This window comes from Streptomyces sp. IMTB 2501 (assembly GCF_001953885.1).
Taxonomy (GTDB): Bacteria; Actinomycetota; Actinomycetes; order Streptomycetales; family Streptomycetaceae; genus Streptomyces.
In genome coordinates, this window is the sequence record NZ_MQUS01000028.1 from 71,600 (window position 1) to 90,796 (window position 19,197).

The 19,197-nt window shown below is 72.1% G+C and carries 17 protein-coding genes; 11 read left to right on the forward strand and 6 right to left on the reverse strand.

The window, feature by feature from the left end; genetic code table 11:
• Complete coding sequence (locus AV521_RS35585; RefSeq protein WP_076094542.1) at positions 1–750, reverse strand: SLATT domain-containing protein; 750 nt, start codon at positions 748–750, stop codon at positions 1–3.
• 244 nt (positions 751–994) lie between these two features.
• Between AV521_RS35585 and AV521_RS35590 the strand changes: the two genes are divergently transcribed.
• From AV521_RS35590 to AV521_RS35600, 3 genes are read left to right on the forward strand one after another with little or no spacing between them, the layout of a single operon-like run.
• Positions 995–1,357: a YbaB/EbfC family nucleoid-associated protein gene (locus AV521_RS35590; RefSeq protein ID WP_076094631.1), complete on the forward strand. Its 363-nt coding sequence runs from the start codon at positions 995–997 to the stop codon at positions 1,355–1,357.
• A 51-nt stretch (positions 1,358–1,408) separates the two neighbouring features.
• On the forward strand, positions 1,409–2,008 hold the full coding sequence (gene recR / locus AV521_RS35595) for a recombination mediator RecR (RefSeq protein ID WP_076094544.1): 600 nt from the start codon (positions 1,409–1,411) through the stop codon (positions 2,006–2,008).
• Positions 2,001–2,663: a DUF5063 domain-containing protein gene (locus tag AV521_RS35600; RefSeq protein ID WP_076094545.1), complete on the forward strand. Its 663-nt coding sequence runs from the start codon at positions 2,001–2,003 to the stop codon at positions 2,661–2,663. Before recR ends, AV521_RS35600 begins: the two co-directional genes overlap by 8 nt.
• Before the next feature lie 113 nt (positions 2,664–2,776).
• On the opposite strand, the gene AV521_RS35605 is transcribed toward AV521_RS35600, so the two are convergent.
• Complete coding sequence (locus AV521_RS35605) at positions 2,777–3,505, reverse strand: sulfite exporter TauE/SafE family protein (protein ID WP_076094547.1); 729 nt, start codon at positions 3,503–3,505, stop codon at positions 2,777–2,779.
• A 231-nt stretch (positions 3,506–3,736) separates the two neighbouring features.
• On the opposite strand from AV521_RS35605, the gene AV521_RS35610 reads away from it, so the two are divergent.
• The 4 genes from AV521_RS35610 to AV521_RS35625 all read left to right on the forward strand — a co-directional run bounded on the left by AV521_RS35610 (position 3,737) and on the right by AV521_RS35625 (position 8,370).
• Positions 3,737–5,008, forward strand: coding sequence for an aspartate kinase (locus tag AV521_RS35610; RefSeq protein ID WP_076094549.1), 1,272 nt, complete (start codon positions 3,737–3,739; stop codon positions 5,006–5,008).
• A 31-nt stretch (positions 5,009–5,039) separates the two neighbouring features.
• The gene (locus tag AV521_RS35615; RefSeq protein WP_076094551.1) at positions 5,040–6,092 is read left to right on the forward strand and encodes an aspartate-semialdehyde dehydrogenase; all 1,053 of its coding nucleotides are present in this window, start codon (positions 5,040–5,042) and stop codon (positions 6,090–6,092) included.
• 335 nt (positions 6,093–6,427) lie between these two features.
• Positions 6,428–7,099 carry a SigE family RNA polymerase sigma factor gene (locus tag AV521_RS35620; RefSeq protein ID WP_076094553.1) on the forward strand — a complete coding sequence of 224 codons (672 nt, stop codon included), beginning with the start codon at positions 6,428–6,430 and terminating at the stop codon, positions 7,097–7,099.
• Positions 7,096–8,370, forward strand: a complete 1,275-nt coding sequence (locus AV521_RS35625; RefSeq protein ID WP_076094554.1) for a hypothetical protein — start codon at positions 7,096–7,098, stop codon at positions 8,368–8,370. Before AV521_RS35620 ends, AV521_RS35625 begins: the two co-directional genes overlap by 4 nt.
• A 67-nt stretch (positions 8,371–8,437) precedes the next feature.
• Here AV521_RS35625 and AV521_RS35630 read toward each other — a convergent pair whose 3' ends face one another.
• Complete coding sequence (locus AV521_RS35630; protein ID WP_179023636.1) at positions 8,438–9,226, reverse strand: SURF1 family protein; 789 nt, start codon at positions 9,224–9,226, stop codon at positions 8,438–8,440.
• A 57-nt stretch (positions 9,227–9,283) separates the two neighbouring features.
• Entirely contained in the window at positions 9,284–10,063 is a 780-nt protein-coding gene (locus AV521_RS35635; RefSeq protein ID WP_076094558.1) for a bifunctional 2-polyprenyl-6-hydroxyphenol methylase/3-demethylubiquinol 3-O-methyltransferase UbiG, read from the reverse strand.
• 143 nt (positions 10,064–10,206) lie between these two features.
• On the opposite strand from AV521_RS35635, the gene AV521_RS35640 reads away from it, so the two are divergent.
• Complete coding sequence (locus tag AV521_RS35640; RefSeq protein ID WP_076094560.1) at positions 10,207–12,021, forward strand: prolyl oligopeptidase family serine peptidase; 1,815 nt, start codon at positions 10,207–10,209, stop codon at positions 12,019–12,021.
• 44 nt (positions 12,022–12,065) lie between these two features.
• Here AV521_RS35640 and AV521_RS35645 read toward each other — a convergent pair whose 3' ends face one another.
• Complete coding sequence (locus AV521_RS35645; RefSeq protein ID WP_076094562.1) at positions 12,066–13,880, reverse strand: NAD-binding protein; 1,815 nt, start codon at positions 13,878–13,880, stop codon at positions 12,066–12,068.
• A gap of 168 nt (positions 13,881–14,048) precedes the next feature.
• Between AV521_RS35645 and AV521_RS35650 the strand changes: the two genes are divergently transcribed.
• The 3 genes from AV521_RS35650 (at position 14,049) to AV521_RS35660 (ending at position 16,970) form a co-directional block, all read left to right on the forward strand.
• Positions 14,049–15,068 (forward strand): permease, encoded by a 1,020-nt coding sequence (locus tag AV521_RS35650; protein ID WP_076094564.1) that lies wholly within the window; start codon positions 14,049–14,051, stop codon positions 15,066–15,068.
• Positions 15,065–15,832: a TIGR03943 family protein gene (locus AV521_RS35655; RefSeq protein WP_076094566.1), complete on the forward strand. Its 768-nt coding sequence runs from the start codon at positions 15,065–15,067 to the stop codon at positions 15,830–15,832. The genes AV521_RS35650 and AV521_RS35655 overlap by 4 nt, the downstream gene beginning before the upstream one ends.
• Before the next feature lie 100 nt (positions 15,833–15,932).
• The gene (locus tag AV521_RS35660) at positions 15,933–16,970 is read left to right on the forward strand and encodes a hypothetical protein (RefSeq protein ID WP_076094568.1); all 1,038 of its coding nucleotides are present in this window, start codon (positions 15,933–15,935) and stop codon (positions 16,968–16,970) included.
• A gap of 124 nt (positions 16,971–17,094) precedes the next feature.
• Here the strand turns inward: AV521_RS35660 and AV521_RS35665 are convergent, their stop codons facing one another.
• The gene (locus AV521_RS35665) at positions 17,095–19,143 is read right to left on the reverse strand and encodes an NAD(+) synthase (protein WP_076094570.1); all 2,049 of its coding nucleotides are present in this window, start codon (positions 19,141–19,143) and stop codon (positions 17,095–17,097) included.
• Between the last annotated feature and the right edge of the window lie 54 nt (positions 19,144–19,197).

The following is a 19,197-nucleotide window of genomic DNA, read 5'->3' on the forward strand; positions in this document are numbered from 1 at the left end:
CTAACGGGGCTCCGGCGGGCGCTGGCGGGGCATGTTCGGACGGGTGCCGTTCGCCGGGGGCAGGGGGAAACGGCCGCCGGAGCCCGCGGCTTCCTGTCGTGGCACATACGACACCGCCGCCTGGATCCCCAGCGGAGCCGCCCCGGTGCGGAACTCGACCATCCAGTCGGTGGTCTCCGTGCGCACCAGTTCCGTGATGTCCTCCGAGAAGCGCCGCAGCACCCCGAGGCACCGCTCGGACGCCTCGCTCGCCGTGCCCTCCGCCGGGCCCAGGACCTCCCGGATGCTCTCGGAGGCCCAGTCGAACTGCAAGGCCTGAAGGCGGCGCTGCACCGCCTGGGCCGTGGCCACGTCCCGCATCCAGCCCGACGTCACGCCGAAGAACCGGTCGATGCCGGCACAGGCCACCGCCAGCAGCAGCGCCAGACAGCCCCACGGCGCCACCCCGCGCGCCGCGCCCGCCAGGTCCAGCAGTGGCAGCGCGGCACCGGCCACCGCACCCGCCGCCGCGGCCGACCGCAGTGCCCGCGCGCCGCGCCGCTTCCACACCCGGTCCCGCAGATACCAGGACGCCGTGTCCAGCGCCCCGCGCTCCACCCACCGGTACAGCTCGTCGAGCCGCTCGGCGGGCTCCCCCCAGTCCCCGAGCGGAAAGGCCCGCCCGGTCAGATCGCCCGGCCGCAGCCCGGCCGCATCCTCGCCCCGCCCGTCCTGTGGCGGACCCTCGGGCTGCATCTCCGGCTGACCCACCCGGCACTCCCTACTGATCACTGATCACGACCGGTCACGCAGCGTGACACACCCTTCCGACGTGCGGCACCCTTCCTACCGCCCAATGGGTGGCGAAGAAGGAGCTTTCCCGGCTTTTCCGCCCGGAAGAGGGTCTTGATCAGGTATAGGCGTCGTGCACTTCTCACTCGAAAGAGTGGCGGGGCGACGGGGGCCTGGACCACGTAGGCTCATGCTCAAGGAGAAGAACGTAGAGGAGCTGATCGTGATCCCCGGTGGTGGCCAGCCCAACATGCAGCAGTTGCTCCAGCAGGCCCAGAAGATGCAGCAGGATCTCCAGCGGGCGCAGGAGGAACTGGCGAACACGGAGGTCGACGGGCAGGCGGGCGGCGGTCTGGTCAGGGCCACCGTGACCGGCGCCGGTGAGCTGCGGGCGCTGAAGATCGACCCGAAGGCCGTGGACCCGGAGGCTGCATCCGTCGAGGAGACGGTCGAGACCCTCGCCGACCTGATCGTGGCGGCCGTACAGGCGGCGAACGAGAACGCGCAGACGCTCCAGCAGCAGAAGCTCGGCCCGCTGGCCCAGGGCCTCGGCGGCGGCACAGGCATCCCCGGTCTGCCGTTCTGAGGCCGGGCCAACTACGGTACGAACCGAAAGGTCTCCAGGAAGGGCAGTCCGGTGTACGAAGGCGTGGTCCAGGACCTCATCGACGAGCTGGGGCGGTTGCCCGGCGTCGGTCCCAAGAGCGCGCAGCGGATCGCCTTCCACATCCTGCAGGCCGAGCCGACGGACGTGAAGCGGCTCGCGCAGGCGCTGATGGAGGTCAAGGCGAAGGTCCGCTTCTGCGCGACGTGCGGCAACGTGGCGCAGGAGGAGCTGTGCGGCATCTGCCGTGACCCGCGCCGGGACCCCTCGGTCATCTGCGTGGTGGAGGAGCCGAAGGACGTCGTCGCCATCGAGCGCACCCGCGAGTTCCGCGGGCGCTACCACGTCCTGGGCGGCGCCATCAGCCCGATCGAGGGTGTCGGTCCCGACGACCTGCGTATACGAGAACTTCTCGCGCGGTTGGCCGACGGGACGGTCACGGAACTGATCCTGGCCACGGACCCGAATCTGGAGGGCGAGGCGACGGCGACGTACCTCGCTCGCATGATCAAGCCCATGGGCCTGAAGGTCACCCGCCTGGCCAGCGGCCTCCCGGTGGGTGGCGACCTGGAATACGCGGACGAGGTCACACTCGGCCGCGCCTTCGAGGGGAGACGACTCCTAGATGTCTGACGCCACACTGCACGCGACCGCTCAGAACCCGGACGATTTCGTGGTTCAGATCGCGGACCAGGTCGAGAGCTTCCTGGTGGCCGTCGCGGAGGTATCGAGAGGCGACGAGCCGGGCTCGACCGTGCCCTTCCTCCTCCTGGAGGTCTCCCAGCTGCTGCTGGCCGGCGGCCGCCTCGGCGCGCACGAGGACATCGTCCCCGAGGAGCGCTACGAGCCCGACCTGGGCCCGGAGCCGGACGTCGACGAACTGCGGGAGAACCTGGCCCGCCTCCTTGAGCCGGTCGACGTCTACTCCGAGGTCTTCGACCCCTACGAGCCGCGCAAGGCGCCCGTCCCGGCCCGTATCTCCGACGACCTGGCCGACGTCATCACCGACCTGCGCCACGGCATGGCCCACTACCGCGCCGGCCGCACCACGGAGGCCCTGTGGTGGTGGCAGTTCTCCTACTTCTCCAACTGGGGCCCGACGGCTTCCGCCGTGCTGCGCGCCCTGCAGTCGGTCCTCATCCACGTCCGTCTCAACCAGCCCCTGGAAGAGCTCGACGGCCTCGACACCGACCAGGCCACCATGGGCGACGAGACCCTGGAGTTCGAGGCGGGCCGCGTCATGGCGGAGGAGATCGGCGGACCGCTGGGGATCCGTCCGGGGAAGTGAAGCCGGACAGGTCCAACTCGTCCACATCTACGGTGACTTCAGGCTTCGTGTCCGCGTAGTCGTCCGCGCCCATGTCGCCGTCCTCCAGCAGAAGTACGCGCACGGCTTGCACCCTAGTGTCCGGGCCACATCCCCCACAGGCCCTTCGTCATCGCCGTGGCGCCGCCCGCCAGGGCCAGGGTGAGGACCAGGTGGCGGGCGCGGCGCTCGGGGATGCGGGCGGCGATCGTGTGGCCGGTCAGGGCGCCGATCGTCATCGCCGCGCCGGTGACGGCCCATTGGGGCCCGGTCAGACGGGGCGTGCCGTTGGCGGCCAGGGAGAACGCGTTGACGGCGACGCCGTAGAACTGGGCGTTGGGGACGAACTCCCGTACCGTCCAGCCCGCGTTGAGAGCGTAGAGGGAGACGGGCGGGCCGCCCACGCCCGCCGCCGCGTTCATGAAGCCGCCCAGCGCGCCCGCCGTCACCGCTCCCGCGCCGCCCCGCAGGGCCGGGACACGGGCGCCGCGCAGCACGAGCAGCACGGCCACCGTCACCAGGGCCCCCATCACCAACAGCAGGACAGGACGCGGGAGTTGGCGGGTCATCCAGGCGCCTGCCGGGACCGTGCAGGCGGCCGCCAGACACAACGGCACCATCGCCGCCGGGCGGACGCGCCGCCAGCCGCCCGCCAGGCCCACGACGCTGATGGCGCCGGCGGCACAGTTGGCGAGCACCACCCCGTCGGCGGGCCCGAGCAGCAGCACCAGCGCCGGCACGGCGACCAGCGCGAAGCCCATGCCGGTCAGCCACTGCACGCTCGCGCCGAGCAGCACGATCGCCGCGAGCGGGATCTCCGCCATGCCGCCCCCTGTGCCGTCATGCCGCACCACCCGGCGGTGGAAACGTGGAAACAGTGGTTGAAACCTAACGCTGTTACGAGTGTGACGCGGGGCACTTTTCCGCGTGGTACGGCGGAGGCTGGGCAGATGCGGAACGCGGACGTCCGACGTCTCACCATGCGGGAGCAGGGTGGTGGAATTCGGGCGCTCGTTAGACTGAGCCGACACAAACGAACCGAGCGAGGAGCGCACGTGGGCCTTGTCGTGCAGAAGTACGGAGGCTCCTCCGTAGCCGATGCCGAAGGCATCAAGCGCGTCGCCAAGCGGATCGTGGAAGCGAAGAAGAACGGCAACCAGGTTGTCGTCGTCGTTTCCGCGATGGGCGACACGACGGACGAGCTGATCGATCTCGCCGAGCAGGTTTCTCCGATGCCTGCCGGGCGTGAATTCGACATGCTGCTGACCGCCGGAGAGCGGATCTCCATGGCCCTGCTGGCGATGGCGATCAAAAACCTGGGCCACGAGGCCCAGTCCTTCACCGGCAGCCAGGCAGGCGTCATCACCGACTCGGTCCACAACAAAGCCCGGATCATCGACGTCACGCCCGGCCGGATCCGGGACTCGCTCGACAAGGGCAACATCGCGATCGTCGCCGGTTTCCAGGGCGTCAGCGCCGACAAGAAGGACATCACCACGCTGGGCCGTGGCGGTTCCGACACGACGGCCGTGGCGCTCGCCGCCGCGCTCGACGCCGAGGTCTGCGAGATCTACACCGACGTCGACGGCGTGTTCACCGCCGACCCGCGTGTGGTGAAGAAGGCGAAGAAGATCGACTGGATCTCCTTCGAGGACATGCTGGAGCTCGCGGCCTCCGGTTCCAAGGTGCTGCTCCACCGCTGTGTGGAGTACGCCCGCCGCTACAACATCCCGATCCACGTCCGGTCCAGTTTCAGCGGGCTGCAGGGCACGTGGGTCAGCAGTGAGCCGATTGGGGACAAGAAGGTGGAGCAGGCCATCATCTCCGGTGTCGCGCACGACACCTCCGAGGCCAAGATCACGGTCGTCGGCGTGCCGGACAAGCCGGGTGAGGCTGCCGCGATCTTCCGGACGATCGCCGATGCCGCGATCAACATCGACATGGTCGTGCAGAACGTGTCCGCCGCCTCCACCGGCCTGACGGACATCTCCTTCACGCTGCCGAAGACCGAGGGCCGCAAGGCCATCGACGCGCTGGAGAGGAACCGGCTGGGCATCGGATTCGATTCCCTTCGGTACGACGACCAGATCGGCAAGATCTCGCTGGTCGGCGCGGGCATGAAGACCAACCCGGGTGTCACGGCCTCCTTCTTCGAGGCGCTGTCCGACGCGGGCGTGAACATCGAACTGATCTCGACCTCCGAGATCCGTATCTCGGTCGTCACCCGCAAGGACGACGTGCCGGAGGCCGTCCGTGCCGTGCACACCGCCTTCGGCCTGGACTCCGACACCGACGAGGCCGTCGTCTACGGCGGCACCGGCCGATGACCGTCTCCACGACGCACGGAGGCGTACGACGATGACCGGCAGGCCGACGCTCGCGGTCGTGGGAGCGACCGGAGCCGTCGGTGCGGTCATGCTCCAGATCCTGTCCCAGCACGCGGACATCTGGGGCGAGATCCGCCTGATCGCCTCCCCGCGCTCGGCCGGCCGCAAGCTGGCCGTGCGCGGGGAGGAGATCGAGGTGGTGGCCCTGAGCGAAGAGGCCTTCGACGGGGTCGACATCGCGATGTTCGACGTCCCGGACGAGGTCGCCGAGCAGTGGGCGCCGATCGCCGCCGCACGCGGAGTGGTCGTCGTGGACAACTCCGCCGCCTTCCGGCTGCACCCCGAGGTGCCGCTCGTGGTGCCCGAGGTCAACCCGCACGCCGTGCGGACCCGCCCGCGCGGGATCATCGCCAACCCCAACTGCACGACCCTGACGATGATCGTCGCCCTGGGCGCGCTGCACGCCGAGTTCGGGCTGCGCGAGCTGGTGGTGTCGTCGTACCAGGCGGTGAGCGGGGCCGGCCGGGCCGGCGTGGACACCCTGCGGGCCCAGCTGTCCCTGGTGGCCGGGACCGAGCTGGGCACCAAGCCCGGAGACGTACGGCGGGCCGTCGGCGAGGACACCGGGCCGTTCCCGGAGCCGGTCGCGCTGAACGTCGTACCGTGGGCCGGGTCGCTGCGGGAGGACGGCTGGTCCTCGGAGGAGATGAAGGTCCGCGACGAGGCCCGCAAGATCCTCGGGCTGCCGCAGCTGCCGGTCGCCGTGACCTGCGTACGCGTCCCCGTGATCACCACCCACTCCCTCACCGTCCATGCCCGCTTCCAGGGCGAGGTGACGGTCGACCGGGCCCGGGAGATCCTCGCGACCGCGCCCGGAGTGGTGCTGTGCGACGACCCGGCCGCCGGTGAGTTCCCCACCCCCGCGGACGTCGTGGGCACCGACCCGACCTGGGTGGGACGGCTCCGGCGGGCCCTGGACGACCCGACCGCGCTGGAACTCTTCGTGTGCGGGGACAACCTCCGCAAGGGGGCGGCGCTGAACACCGCGCAGATCGCGGAGCTGGTGGCGGCGGAGTTCTCCTGAGTGCCGTTTGTAGGATCTCCGTAAGAAATGTGTTGAGAAGCATGGTCCGGACCACTTGAACCAGGCCTGTACGGCAACGGAAGATCACCCCAGGAATCTCCTCCCCGCCCCGCGCAACCGCTTGCAGGGCGGGGAGCGTCTTTGCGGTCACTCCTGCGGGGCTGTGGGCGTGAGGATCCTGGCGTGGGGACGCCATGATCGGGCGTGGGGACGCCCGTTCAAACAGGACATAAGGGAAGAGCGGGACGCATGACGGCACTTGAGGCACGGCCGGATGTCGCACATGTGACACCCGGCACGTACAACCCTGGTGGGGGGAGGCGTGTCCAACTGGCGTGGCAGAGGTACTCGAACTCAGCGCGGCCCGCGGTGCGGCGGCCCTTCGGCCGCCCCGTGCGCTCCGGCCCCGCACGCCCGGCGGCATGCCGGTGATCGCGCCCATGCCCGCAGCGCGGCCCGCCCGCATACCAGGTCAGCGTGACGGCTCCGACGAGGCCGCGGCGACCGCCGCCGCCGGTACGACCGTCGACCACCTCACCGAGACCTACCGGGCGCACTACCGCTCGCTGCTGGGTCTCGCCGCGCTGCTCCTCGACGACACCGCCTCCTGCGAGGACGTCGTCCAGGAGGCCTTCATCCGCGTCCACTCCGCCCGCAAGCGCGTCCGTGACCCCGAGAAGACCCTCGCCTACCTCCGCCAGACGGTCGTCAACCTCTCCCGCTCCACGCTGCGCCGGCGCATCCTCGGCCTGAAACTGCTCTCCAAGCCGATGCCGGACATGGCGAGCGCGGAGGAGGGCGCCTACGACCAGCTGGAGCGGCGCGACCTCATCAAGGCGATGAAGGGCCTGCAGCGCCGCCAGCGCGAGGTCCTGGTGCTGCGCTACTTCGCCGACATGACCGAGGCCCAGGTCGCCGAGACCCTCGGGATCTCGCTGGGTTCGGTGAAGGCCTACGGCTCGCGGGGCATCGCCGCGTTGCGCGTGGCCATGGAGGCGCCGGCATGAGTGAGCGAGCCGAAGGGGGCGATTCCGATGAACGCCACTCCCACGAACGTCATGAGCCCTTCGCCTGGCACGAACCGACGAACCGGGACGAGCACGACAACACGCAACCGCACGCTGGGAACAGAACTGTGAACCACGGCCCCGACAAGAAGGTCCCCGAGGGGCCCGAGCCGGGTGCCGAGGGGCTTGAGCGGCGGCCTGGGGGGCGTGGCGACGGCCCGGAGGGGGGTGGCTCCGGTTCGGGTGGGGCCGACCTCGGTGGGTTCGGGGACGATGAGCTGGCCCTGCGCCGGATGCTGCACTCCGCGGTCGACGACATCGAGCCGCGTACGGGCACGCTGGACCGGCTGCGCCGGGCCGTTCCCGCGCGGCGGGCACGCAAGCGGCAGGCCGCCGTCGGCATGGCCGCCACGGCCCTGTTCATCGGCACCGCGATCCCGGCCCTCGTGCACGTCTCCCACTCCGGCGGCACCGACCCCGACACCGCCATGGCCGGCCAGTCCTCGCAGGCCCAGGGCGGCACCGGGCAGAGCCAGGACAAGGGCGGCGACACGGGCGCCGAAAAGGGCACCGGCAGTACGAGCGTCAGGCCCGGCAAGCACCCCGGCAAGCCCGGCGGGAAGGGCAGGCCCGGCGGCGGCAGCACCGGCTCCACCGGCGGCGCCAACCCGTCCTCCACCCTCTCCGCGGGCGGGGTCCCGCGGTGCACGCCGGCCCAGCTGGGCTCCGCGACCGGCACCGCCGTGGCCCCCGACTCCGCGGGCGTGGTCTACGGCACGTTCCGCGTCGTCAACGTCTCCACCGGCGCGTGTACCGTCGCCGGCGCGGGCACCGTCACGCCGACCGCGGTGGGCGCGGCCGACAAGACCAGGATCAGCGCCGCGCGGCATACGGCAGGGGACGCGGCGACCGGGCTGCCCGACCCCACGCAGGAGGTCACCGGGCTGGTCCTGCAGCCGGGCTCGGCCTACGAGGAGAAGTTCGCCTTCGTGCCCTCGGCGACCTGCCCAGCCGCCGGCGGCGGCAGCGCCACCGGCGGCTCGGCCACGGGGGGTGCGTCACCGGATCCCACGCCCAGTGCCACCGGCGGTTCGGCCGACAGCGCGGGTTCGGGGGGTACGACCACCCAGCTGATGTCCGAGGACGGCACGGCGCAGGGCAGCGTGCAGGTCACCCACACCGCGCAGGGGGGCTCACCGGCGGCGTCGGCGACTGTGCCGGGGCAGTGCGCGGGGACGGTTTATTACACCGGGGTGCTGGCGGGGTCGTAGAAGCGCCGTTGCCTCGCGGCACCTGCGCGCCGGTGAGCGACCCCGCGCCCGGTCCGCACCCACGGCGTCAGCCGCTGGTCACCGGCTGCGGTGTCTCCTCCGGAGCCAGCCCCAGCGCGGTGTCCCGCGCCGCCTCCACCTCGCGTCGCAGCAACCGGAACCACATGAACACCACGAACCCGGCGAAGACGAACCACTCCCCGGTGTAGCCGAGGTTCTGGAACGCCTTCAGATCCAGCCCGGTGCCTTCCGGCGCGCTCGCGGGCACGGCTTTCATCCCGGAGTCGGCCTTGTCGAGGGTGATCCACGCGTCGTACAGCCGGTCCGGCACCAGGTTCACCAGCGAGGCCGAGCTGATCGCCGCCGTCTGCCCGGCCGGCAGCCCGCCCTGCGCGCTGACCCCGTTGTTCCCGGGCGTCTCGGACGCCTGCAGCGCGCCGGTGACGGTGACCTCGCCGCTCGGCGGCGCGGGCGCCTTCGCCGCGTCGGCCCTGCCCGGCAGCCAGCCCCGCACCACGGGCAGCGCCTTGCCGGAGTCGGTGCGCAGCAGGGTGAGGACGTAGAAGCCGTTCTTGTCGTCCAGCTGCCGGCCGGGCACCAGCAGCTGCTTGCCGTAGTGCCCGCTCGCGGCGGCCCGGCGGCCCGAGGTGGCCTTGTCGACGGGCAGCATCGAGTCCAGCGGCCGCGCCGTCTCGTGCTGGTCCGACGCGGCCTGCTCGGTCGCGGCGCGACTGTCGTGTACCCGCCCCTCGAACCGGCTCAGCTGCCACGACCCCATGAAGACGCAGAACGGGATGGCGAGCAGCACGAAGACGTTGATGCCCCACCAGCGGGGTGTCAGCAGAAAGCGGTACACGCCTTCCACGGTACGGCGCCGCTGCCCGCGCCCCGCTCGCGGGGCACCGCTTGGCACTCAGCCCTTCGTCGCCTTCAGCGAGTAGACCAACGGGATGCGCGGGTGGCCCGCCGGGAAGCGGTGGTAGCCGCCCTGGACCACGAAGTTCTCGAAGCGCGGGAAGAGCGACACGTCGTGCTCGTGCAGGAACTCGATGCGCAGCCCGGTCGCGGCGAGCGCGGAGACGACGTCGCCGAGGGTGTGCTGCCACGACACGCTGCGGTTGTGGACGGTGGGGGCGTCCGGGTCGGCGTAGGTGCCGGGCTCGTCCCACACCTGGGCTTCGCGGCGGAAGTAGTCCTGCACGATCCGCGAACCCGTCGCGTCGTCCAGGGCCTCGGTGAGCGGGTGGAACTCGGCGAGGTAGAGGAAGCCGCCGGGCGCGACGAGTGAGGCGGCCGTTTCCGCCCAGCGGCGGATGTCGGGCAGCCAGCACAGCGCGCCGAGCCCGGTGTAGACGATGTCGTACGACGCCTCGGGCACGGCCTTCGCCGCGTCGTAGACGTCACTCGTGACGAAGGCGGCGCGCTCGGGGCCGTGGCCGAGTTGGGCCGCGAGGGCACGGGCGGCCTCGACCGCCGGGGCGGAGAAGTCCAGGCCCACGACGCGGGCGGCGCCCCGGTGGGCCCAGGAGAGGGTGTCGGTCCCGATGTGGCACTGCAGGTGCAGCAGCGTCCTGCCGGTGACGTCGCCGACCTCGGCCGTCTCGAAGTCCCGCAGGACGTCCCGGCGGGCCCGGAAGCCGTCGAGGTCGTAGAACTCACCGGCGACATGCACGGGCACGCGTTCGTCCCACATGGCCCGATTGTCCTCGCGCCAGTTCGAGGGGCCGGACACGGGCGACGTCTCTGTGCTCACGATCGGGAAGTTATCCACAGGCTGCGCACATGCGCCACCCAATTGTCGGCCGGGCCAGGCAGTATGGGCGCATGACTGGGGCGATGAGTGAGAGCAAGAGGCCGGGCGTGCAGGGCACGGCCGGTATGCCGGACTGGGAGAAGCGCTTCCGGGCGCCGCGGGTGTCGCTGCCCGACTGGGCGGAGGACGCGCCGAACCGCTCCCTGTTCGTGTCGAACGCGACGGGGACGTACGAGCTGTATGCCTGGGACCGTGCGACGGGCGAGCAGCGCCAGGCGACGGACCGGCCGAACGGCACGACGGACGGTGTGCTCTCCCCGGACGGCGCCTGGATCTGGTGGTTCGACGACAAGGACGGGGACGAGTTCGGCATCTGGCGTCGCCAGCCCTTCGGGGGCGGGGCGGCCGAGCCGGCCGTCCCGGGCCTCGATCCGTCCTACCCGGCCGGGCTCGCCCTGGCCCGCGACGGCCGCACGGCGGTCGTCGGCCGCTCCACGGACGAGGAGGGCACGACACTCCACCTCGCGCGCGAGGACGCGGACCCGGTCGAGATCTACCGGCACCGCGAGTCGGCGGGCGTCGGCGACCTCTCGCACGACGGCTCCCTGATCGCGATCGAGCACACCGAGCACGGCGACGCCATGCACGCGGCGCTGCGCGTGCTCCGCCCGGACGGCACGCGGGTCGCCGAGCTGGACGACACCAAGGGCGGCGCGGAGGAGCTGGGCCTGGAGGTGCTCGGCTTCGCCCCGGTCGACGGCGACACCCGGCTGCTCATCGGGCATCAGCGCCGGGGCCGCTGGGAGCCCCTGGTGTGGGACGTGGTCACCGGCGAGGAGACCGACCTCGCCCTGGAGCTGCCCGGTGACGTCAGCGCCGAGTGGTATCCGGACGGCTCGGCCCTGCTCATCGCCCACGGCTTCGAGGCCCGCAGCGAGCTGTTCCGTTACGACCTGGCGACCCGCGAGCTGACCCGAATCCCCACCCCGCCCGGCACGGTCTCCGGCGCCACGGCCCGCCCCGACGGCAGCGTGGAGTATCTGTGGTCGTCGGCCGCCGAGCCGCCGGTGGTGCGCTCGACGAGGGGCGGCGTCGTCCTGGACCCGCCGGGCATGGACTGCCCGCCGTCGGTGCCGGTGGAGGACGCGTGGGTGGAGGGTCCCGGCGGCCGCATCCACGCCCTGATCCAGAAGCCGGCCGGCGCGAGCGGCCCGCTGCCGACGGTCTTCGACCTGCACGGTGGCCCGACGTGGCATGACAGCGACTCCTTCGCCGCGGGCCCGGCCGCCTGGGTCGACCAGGGCTATGCGGTGATCCGCGTCAACTACCGCGGCTCCACCGGCTACGGCCGCGCCTGGACCGACGCCCTGAAGCACCGGGTCGGCCTGATCGAGCTGGAGGACGTGGCGGCGGTCCGCGACTGGGCGGTCTCCTCCGGCCTCGCCGATCCCACCCGCCTGATCCTCACCGGCGGCTCCTGGGGCGGCTATCTCACCCTGCTCGGCGTCGGCACCCAGCCCGACGCGTGGACGGTGGGCATCGCGGTCGTTCCCGTCGCGGACTACGTCACCGCGTACCACGACGAGATGGAGGCCCTGAAGGCCATGGACCGCACCCTGCTGGGCGGCACCCCGGAAGAGGTCCCCGAGCGCTTCGAGGCCTCGTCCCCGCTGACCTACGTCGATGACGTCAAGGCCCCGGTCTACATCTCTGCGGGCGTCAACGACCCCCGCTGCCCGATCCGCCAGATCGACAACTACGTCAAGCGCCTGGAAACGAGAGCGGCGACCCACGAGGTCTACCGCTACGACGCCGGCCACGGCTCCCTGGTGGTGGACGAGCGCATCAAGCAGCTGAGACTGGAAATGGACTTCGCGGCACGGCACTTGGGCGCGTAGGGAGAGTGGGAAACGGGGCGCCAGGGGGCCCCGCCCCCTGGGGGTCAGCGCAGCTCCGCGAGGCCTGTGCGGGTGGCGGCGACCACCACCCGGTCCCCCTTCTCCAGTACGTGGTCGGGGGCCGTGTCCGTGCGGCCCTCCAGGGCCAGTGCCCTCCAGGAACCGGCCCGGAAAGCGTCCCGTACCGTCCGGCCCTCCAGCTGGGGGTGCCCGGCCACGTCGACCGCGGCGAACAGCAGCACCCTCCGCTCCACCGCGATGGCGCCGAGCACCTGCCGCCCCAGCATCGCCCCGGCGAACGCGGGCGCGGCCAGATGCGTGACGCTCCGGCTCCGGGTCAGCGCATGCGGATACGCCGCGCGCAGTGTCCGGTACACGGCGGTGGCGAAGTCGTCGTCGTACAGCCGCAGCACCACCCGAAGATCGGGCCGTACCGACCGCGCGTACAGCACGGCCTCCAGATTCGTGGTGTCCGCGCTGGTCACCGCGAGCAGCGCATACGCCCGGTGGATCTTGGCGGACTCCAGCACCCCTTCCTGGGTGACATCGCCGAGCACCACCGGCACCCGCAGCCGCCGCGCGGTCGCGAGGCCGCGCGCCTCCGGGTCGGACTCGACGCACACGACGGGGATGTTCAGCTCGCGCAGCCGGGTCAGCACCCGGGTGCCGATCTTCCCGAGCCCGAGCAGCACCACATGCCCGCCGAGGCCGCGCGGGGGTTTCCGCAGGGCGGAGGCGGTGCGGAAGGTGCCCAGCGCCTCCAGCACGGCCGCCAGCAGCACCGGAAGCAGCAGCAACCCGACGAGTCCGGAGAGGAGTTGGAGAATTTGCCGGCTCAGTGGCTCCCCGATGGCGGGGTTGTCGATCGCGAACAGGTCGAGAAGGGTGTAGTAGAAGGCCCGCAACGGATGGATCCCGGGAGTGGCCACCCACAGCGCCACCGCGAGGGCGACCACGCAGGCCACCATGCCCGCCAGCGACCACCGCAGCCGCCGCGAGAACAGCGAGGCGAGCGGCGGAACTCCGCTCCGGCCGGGCACGGGCAGCTCCCCGCCGCCCGCCGACGACACCTGCTCCAGCACCACGGCCGGCCGCCCGGCGGCCTGCCGTACCTCGTCGTCGTCCGGCAGCAGCCGCGGCTCCTGCTCCCCGCCGCCTTCGGCGTCCGCACCGGTGGGGGAGAGCAGGGCGAGCGTGCTCAACCCGGTGCCGGCCGCCGGTCGTTCAACGGCCCGCAGCAGCAGCCCCTCGGTCTGGACGACCTTGCTGGTGCCGGCGACGGCGGTGGCGGCCAGCGCGGGCGCGGCGGTGTCGGCGTCGGACAGCACGGTGGTGGACGCTTCGCTGCCGCCCTCGCCGTCGCCGGCGGCCAACGCGGCGGCCTGGTCGAGGAGTTCCTCGATGTGCTGGCCCAACCGCCGGTTGTAGAGCCGGAGGACGAGCCGCAGCCGAGGGTTGAGCCGGCGGGCGGTCAGCGCGGCCCGGATGTTGGTCTCGTCGTCGTCGAAGACGAGGGCGAGCGCGGTGGCCCGCTCCACCCCGGCCTCGGCGAGCACGGCCTCGGTGATCTCGACCGCCTCCAACACCCGTGCGGCATCACCGCCGTTGCCACCGCTGCCGGTGCTCGTGACGGTCGCGGCCGAGCCGGACCCGGACCCGGATCCGTTGCCGCCGCGGCCGACCGCGGCGTTCACCACACGGTCGAGCAGCGCCGCGGAGGCCAGCCGGGCCCGGCCGACCACGGGAGGTCTCGCGGTGCGCTCGTTCGGCGGTACCACGAGGGTGACCTGCTCGCCGTAGACTCCGCGCAACTCGGCGGTCAGCCGGTGCGCGAGCCCGTCGTCACCGCACACCACCATGTGCGCCGGCGGGGCACCCGGCCCCCCTTGATACGGAACGCTCGCCACGAGGGAAAAGACTGCCCCAAGGACACGGGTGGTTCCAGTCGTGCCGTGAACACCCGTGCGCCGCCCCGCGTACTGACGGGGAGGGCGCGCACCAGGACAGCCAGCCGGAGGTAACCGCACGTGGCCATCACCGAAGACGCACCGCCCGGCGCGCAGGCCGGCCCGGCCGACGCGCCGTCCGGCGAGGAGGGCCGCCGGCTCAGCTCCCCGCTGGTGCTGACGCTGATTCTGCTGCTGGCGGTGATCGCCCAGTCCCCGATCCGCGGGCTCCTCGGCACCCCGCTGATGCAGAGCTGGATGACGGTGTTCGTCGCGGTGACCGTGCAGGCGCTGCCGTTCCTGGTGCTCGGCGTGCTGCTGTCGGCGGCGATCGCGGTGTTCGTGCCCCCGTCCTTCTTCGCCCGTGCCCTGCCGCGCCGCCCCGCCCTGGCCGTGCCGGTCGCCGGGGTCGCCGGCGCGATCCTGCCCGGGTGCGAGTGCGCGTCGGTGCCGGTGGCGGGCGCCCTGGTCCGCAGGGGAGTCACCCCGGCCGCCGCCCTCGCCTTCCTCCTCTCCGCCCCCGCGATCAACCCGATCGTGCTGACCGCCACCGCCGTCGCCTTCCCGCGCGACCCGGAGATGGTGCTGGGCAGGTTCCTGGCGAGCCTGCTGGTGGCGTGCGCGATGGGCTGGCTGTGGCAGCGGCTGGGCCGTACCGACTGGCTGCGCCCGCCGGCCCACGGCGCGCACGAGGGCGCCACGAAGGGGGAGGCGTTCTGGAACTCGGTACGGCACGACACCATGCACGCCGGCGGCTTTCTGGTGCTCGGCGCGATGGCCGCGGCCACGCTGAAGGCGGCCACCCCGGCTGACTGGCTGCGCACGGCGGCCGGAAACCCCGTCTTCTCCGTGCTCGCGCTTGCCGTCCTGGCCGTGCTGCTGTCCATCTGCTCGGAGGCGGACGCGTTCGTCGCGGCCTCCCTCACCCAGTTCTCCCTGACGGCCAAGCTGGTGTTCCTGGTGGTGGGCCCGATGATCGACCTCAAGCTGTTCGCGATGCAGGCCGGCACCTTCGGCCGTACCTTCGCCCTCCGCTTCGCGCCCGCCACCTTCGCGATGGCCGTCGCGGGCGCCGTACTGACCTCGGCGGTGCTGCTGTGAACCGCCAGGCCCAGGCCGCCGTCATGTTCCTGCTCGGCGCCGCCCTGCTGCACGCGGGCAGCACCGACCTCTATCTGCGCTACGTCAAGGCGGGCCTGCAGCCGCTGCTGCTGGCCTCGGGCGCGGTCCTGATCGCGGCGGCGCTGGCGACGGTCTGGTACGAGCGCCGCCGAAACCGGTCCCAGGGACCGCAGGGAACCGAGGACTCTCATGGATCCGAGGGACCTCATGGATCCCAGGCCCACACACACGACCATCCCGAACCGCGGATCTCCTGGCTCCTGCTGCTCCCCCTCCTCGCCCTCATCCTCATCGCCCCGCCCGCCCTCGGCTCCTACAGCGCGCTGCGCTCCGGTACGGCCCTGCAGAAGCCGTACGTCTACGGTAAGTTGCCCGCGGCCGACCCGGCCCCGCTCTCCGTGATCGACTACGCCTCCCGCGCGGCCTACGACCACGGCCGCTCCCTGCACGGCCGCCCGGTCCGCATCACCGGCTTCCTCGCCCTGGACCACACGGGCGCGCCGTACCTGGTGCGCATGGCGCTCAACTGCTGTGCCGCGGACGCCCAGCCGGTCAAGATCGGCCTGGCCGGTGACCTGCCCCCGGTCCTGCGCCCGGACGCCTGGCTGGAGGTGACCGGCACCTACACCCCGCGCCTCGCGCACGACCCGGTCAACAACGGCCCCATCCCGTATCTGCAGGTGACCTCGGCGCAACCGGTCCCGGTGCCGCACGACCCGTACGACGAGACCTGGAACAACTGAGAGGCGCGCGCCGGACGTCGGGACACGGCAGGCAGGACCCCGGCCAGATTGCCGGACCCGGCACATGAGGGCCGTATCCGGGCGGCGCGAAAATGCGTCCATGAACACCCGGGACGGGGCCGCGCGGGGCGGCCGGGCCAAGCCGCTGGCCGTCTGTGTGCTGTTGCTGGCCTTCGCGTGCGGCGCCGCCCTGGCCGTGGCCGGTACCACCGCGGCGGAGCGGGCGTGGCGCGCGGCCGTGCCCTGTGCGGCCGGGGAGCGCGGCGACGACTGTCTGCGCACCGTCCCGGCGGTGATCGAGCGGACCGAGCCGCACCAGCCCAAGAAGCTCAGCCATCTGTACTTCACCCACGGTCGGCCGCTGCGGCAGCTGACGGTGACGTACGAGGCCGCCGAGGCCTTCGAGGCCGGTGACCGGGTCGAACTGACCCTCTGGCGGGGGCAGGTGATGACGGTCTCCGGCCGGCACTACGTCTGGCACGAGCATGTGACCACCGGCGGCAGCATGGCCGTCGTCGCCGCCGGACTGGCGCTGAGCGCCGGGTATCCGGGAGCGCAGCTGCTGCTTCTGGCGCGCGGGCGCCGGCGGCCGGCGGACGAGGTCCTGCCGTCGCCGCTGCCCTTCCTGGCCCCGCTCGTGGTCACCGCCGTATGGCTGCTGCCGCTGTGCTACCGGCACCCCACGTCCCTGTTCGGCTCCACGGAGGCGATCGCCTGGTGGGCCGTCGGCGGGGTGGTCAGCCTCGGCCTGTTCGGCTGGGCCTGGCGCGCGACCCGGATCCGGATGCCCGACGAGACGCCCGTGCGGTCCGCCGCGCGGCTCCCGGAGGGGGAGGACGTGTTCCTGTCCGCGCGCTTCCTGGAGCACACCGAGTACAACCCGCACCAGTTCGGCACGCATGTCGTTCTCGGCCCCGACGGGCCCGCCGTGACGCCCCATCCCGGGCCGGGCCGGTTCGCGGCGAAGCCGATCCCCGTCGAGCGGCTCGCCCTGCGGTCGGTACGGCGGGCCCGGGGCGAGGAGGGCGACCTCGTGCCGCACAGCTGGCACATCGCCGAGCTGGACGACGCGGGCCGCCCGGTACGGTTGGCTGCCGCGCCGGACGACCTCGCATGCGTGTTGCGTGCGCTGGCCTGAACCGATCGCCCTGGGGCTCGGGGCGCGTTGTGGTCTCGCGGCTGCGGGCGCGTGGTGGGCTGGTCGCGCAGTTCCCCGCGCCCCTGGGGAACTGCGGCGAGCCCACCTGAAACCTACCCGGAACCTAGGCCTCCGCCTCCGTCAGGTCGAACCGCTCCAGATCGCGCAGCCAGGCGTGCGCGTTGCCGTCCGACGGGGCTCGCCAGTCGCCGCGGGGGGAGAGGGAACCGCCCGCCGAGACCTTGGGGCCGTTCGGCATGGCTGAGCGCTTGAACTGGGAGAAGGCGAAGAAGCGGCGGATGAAGACCTCCAGCCAGCGGCGGATCTCCGCGAGGTCGTAGGCGCCGCGATCGGCCTCGGGGAAGCCGGGGGGCCAGGCGCCGGACTCGCGGTCGTGCCAGGCGTGCCAGGCCAGGAAGGCGATCTTGGAGGGGCGGAAGCCGTGGCGCAGGACGTAGTAGAGGGTGAAGTCGTGCAGCGCGTACGGGCCGATCTTCGACTCGGTGGACTGCATCTCCTCGCCGGGCACGAGTTCGGGGCTGATCTCGGTGTCCAGGATGGCGGCCAGGATCTTGCCGGTCTCCTCGTCGAACTGCTCGCTGCTGATGACCCACCGGATGAGGTGCTGGATCAGCGTCTTCGGCACGCCGGAGTTGACGTTGTAGTGGCTCATCTGGTCGCCGACGCCGTACGTGGACCAGCCGAGCGCCAGCTCGGAGAGGTCGCCGGTGCCGAGCACGATGCCGCCGCGCTGGTTGGCCAGCCGGAAAAGATAGTCGGTGCGCAGGCCCGCCTGGACGTTCTCGAAGGTGACGTCGTACACCGGCTCGCCGGCGGCGAAGGGGTGACCGATCTCCTTCAGCATCAGCCGCGCGGTCGGCGTGATGTCCAGCTCGGCCGCGGTGACGCCGAGGGCGCGCATCAGCCGGTGTGCGTTGTCCTTGGTGTGGTCGCTGGTGGCGAAGCCGGGCAGGGTGAAGGCCAGGATGTCGCTGCGCGGGCGGCCGGCGCGGTCCATCGCGCGGGCGGCGACGATCAGCGCGTGCGTGGAGTCGAGTCCGCCGGAGACGCCGATGACGACCTTGGGGCCGCCGATCGCCGCGAGCCGCTGCTGCAGGCCGGCGACCTGGATGTTGTACGCCTCGTAGCAGTCGAGGGCGAGTCGTTCGGCGTCGGAGGGCACGAACGGGAAGCGTTCCACGCGCCGGCGCAGGCCCAGGCCGGCGGCGGCCGGCGGGGCGAGTTCGAAGGACACCGTGCGGAAGTCACCGGTACGGGCGGCGTGGGTACGGCGGTTCTCGCCGAACGTGCCCATCCGCTGCCGCTCCTGCCGCAGCAGGTCCAGGTCGATGTCGGCCACCGCGTACTGCTCGCCGAGCGGGAACCGCTCGCTCTCGTCCAGCAGCACCCCGTTCTCGTAGATCAGGGTCTGGCCGTCCCAGGACAGGTCGGTGGTCGACTCGCCGAGACCGGCCGCCGCGTAGACGTACGCGGCCAGGCAGCGCGCGGACGCCGAGCGGCACAGCAGCTTGCGGTCCTCGGCCCGGCCGACCGTGATCGGGCTGCCCGAGAGGTTGACGAGGACGGTCGCGCCGGCCAGCGCCGCCTCCGCGCTCGGCGGCACCGGGACCCACATGTCCTCGCAGACCTCGGCGTGCAGCACGAGCCCGGGGACGTCCGCCGCCGCGAAGAGCAGGTCCACGCCGAACGGTACGTCGGCGCCGGCGAGCCGGATCGTTCCGCCACGCTCGTCGTCGCCCGCGGCGATCTGCCGGCGCTCGTAGAACTCCCGGTAGTTCGGGGGGTACGACTTCGGTACGACGCCGAGGATCCGGCCGCGGTGCACGATGACCGCGCAGTTGAAGATCCGGTCGCGGTGGCGCAGCGGGGCGCCGACGACCAGCACCGGCAGCAGGTCCGCCGACTCGGCCACGATGCCGGCGAGCGCCGTTACGACGTCGTCGAGCAGCGCGTCCTGCAGCAGCAGATCGTCGATCGCGTACCCGGTCAGGCACAGCTCCGGGAACACGGCGACGGCCACACCCTCCTCGGCGCACCGGCGCGCATGGCGCAGGACCGCCTCGGCGTTGGCGTGCGGGTCGGCGATGACGGTGTGGCCCGTACACGCGGCGACGCGCGCGAAGCCGTGCTGGTAGATCGACCAGAAGCTCAACGGGACCTCTTTCCGAAGCGACTTTCCTACAAGAGGAAGCCTAAAGGCCGGGCC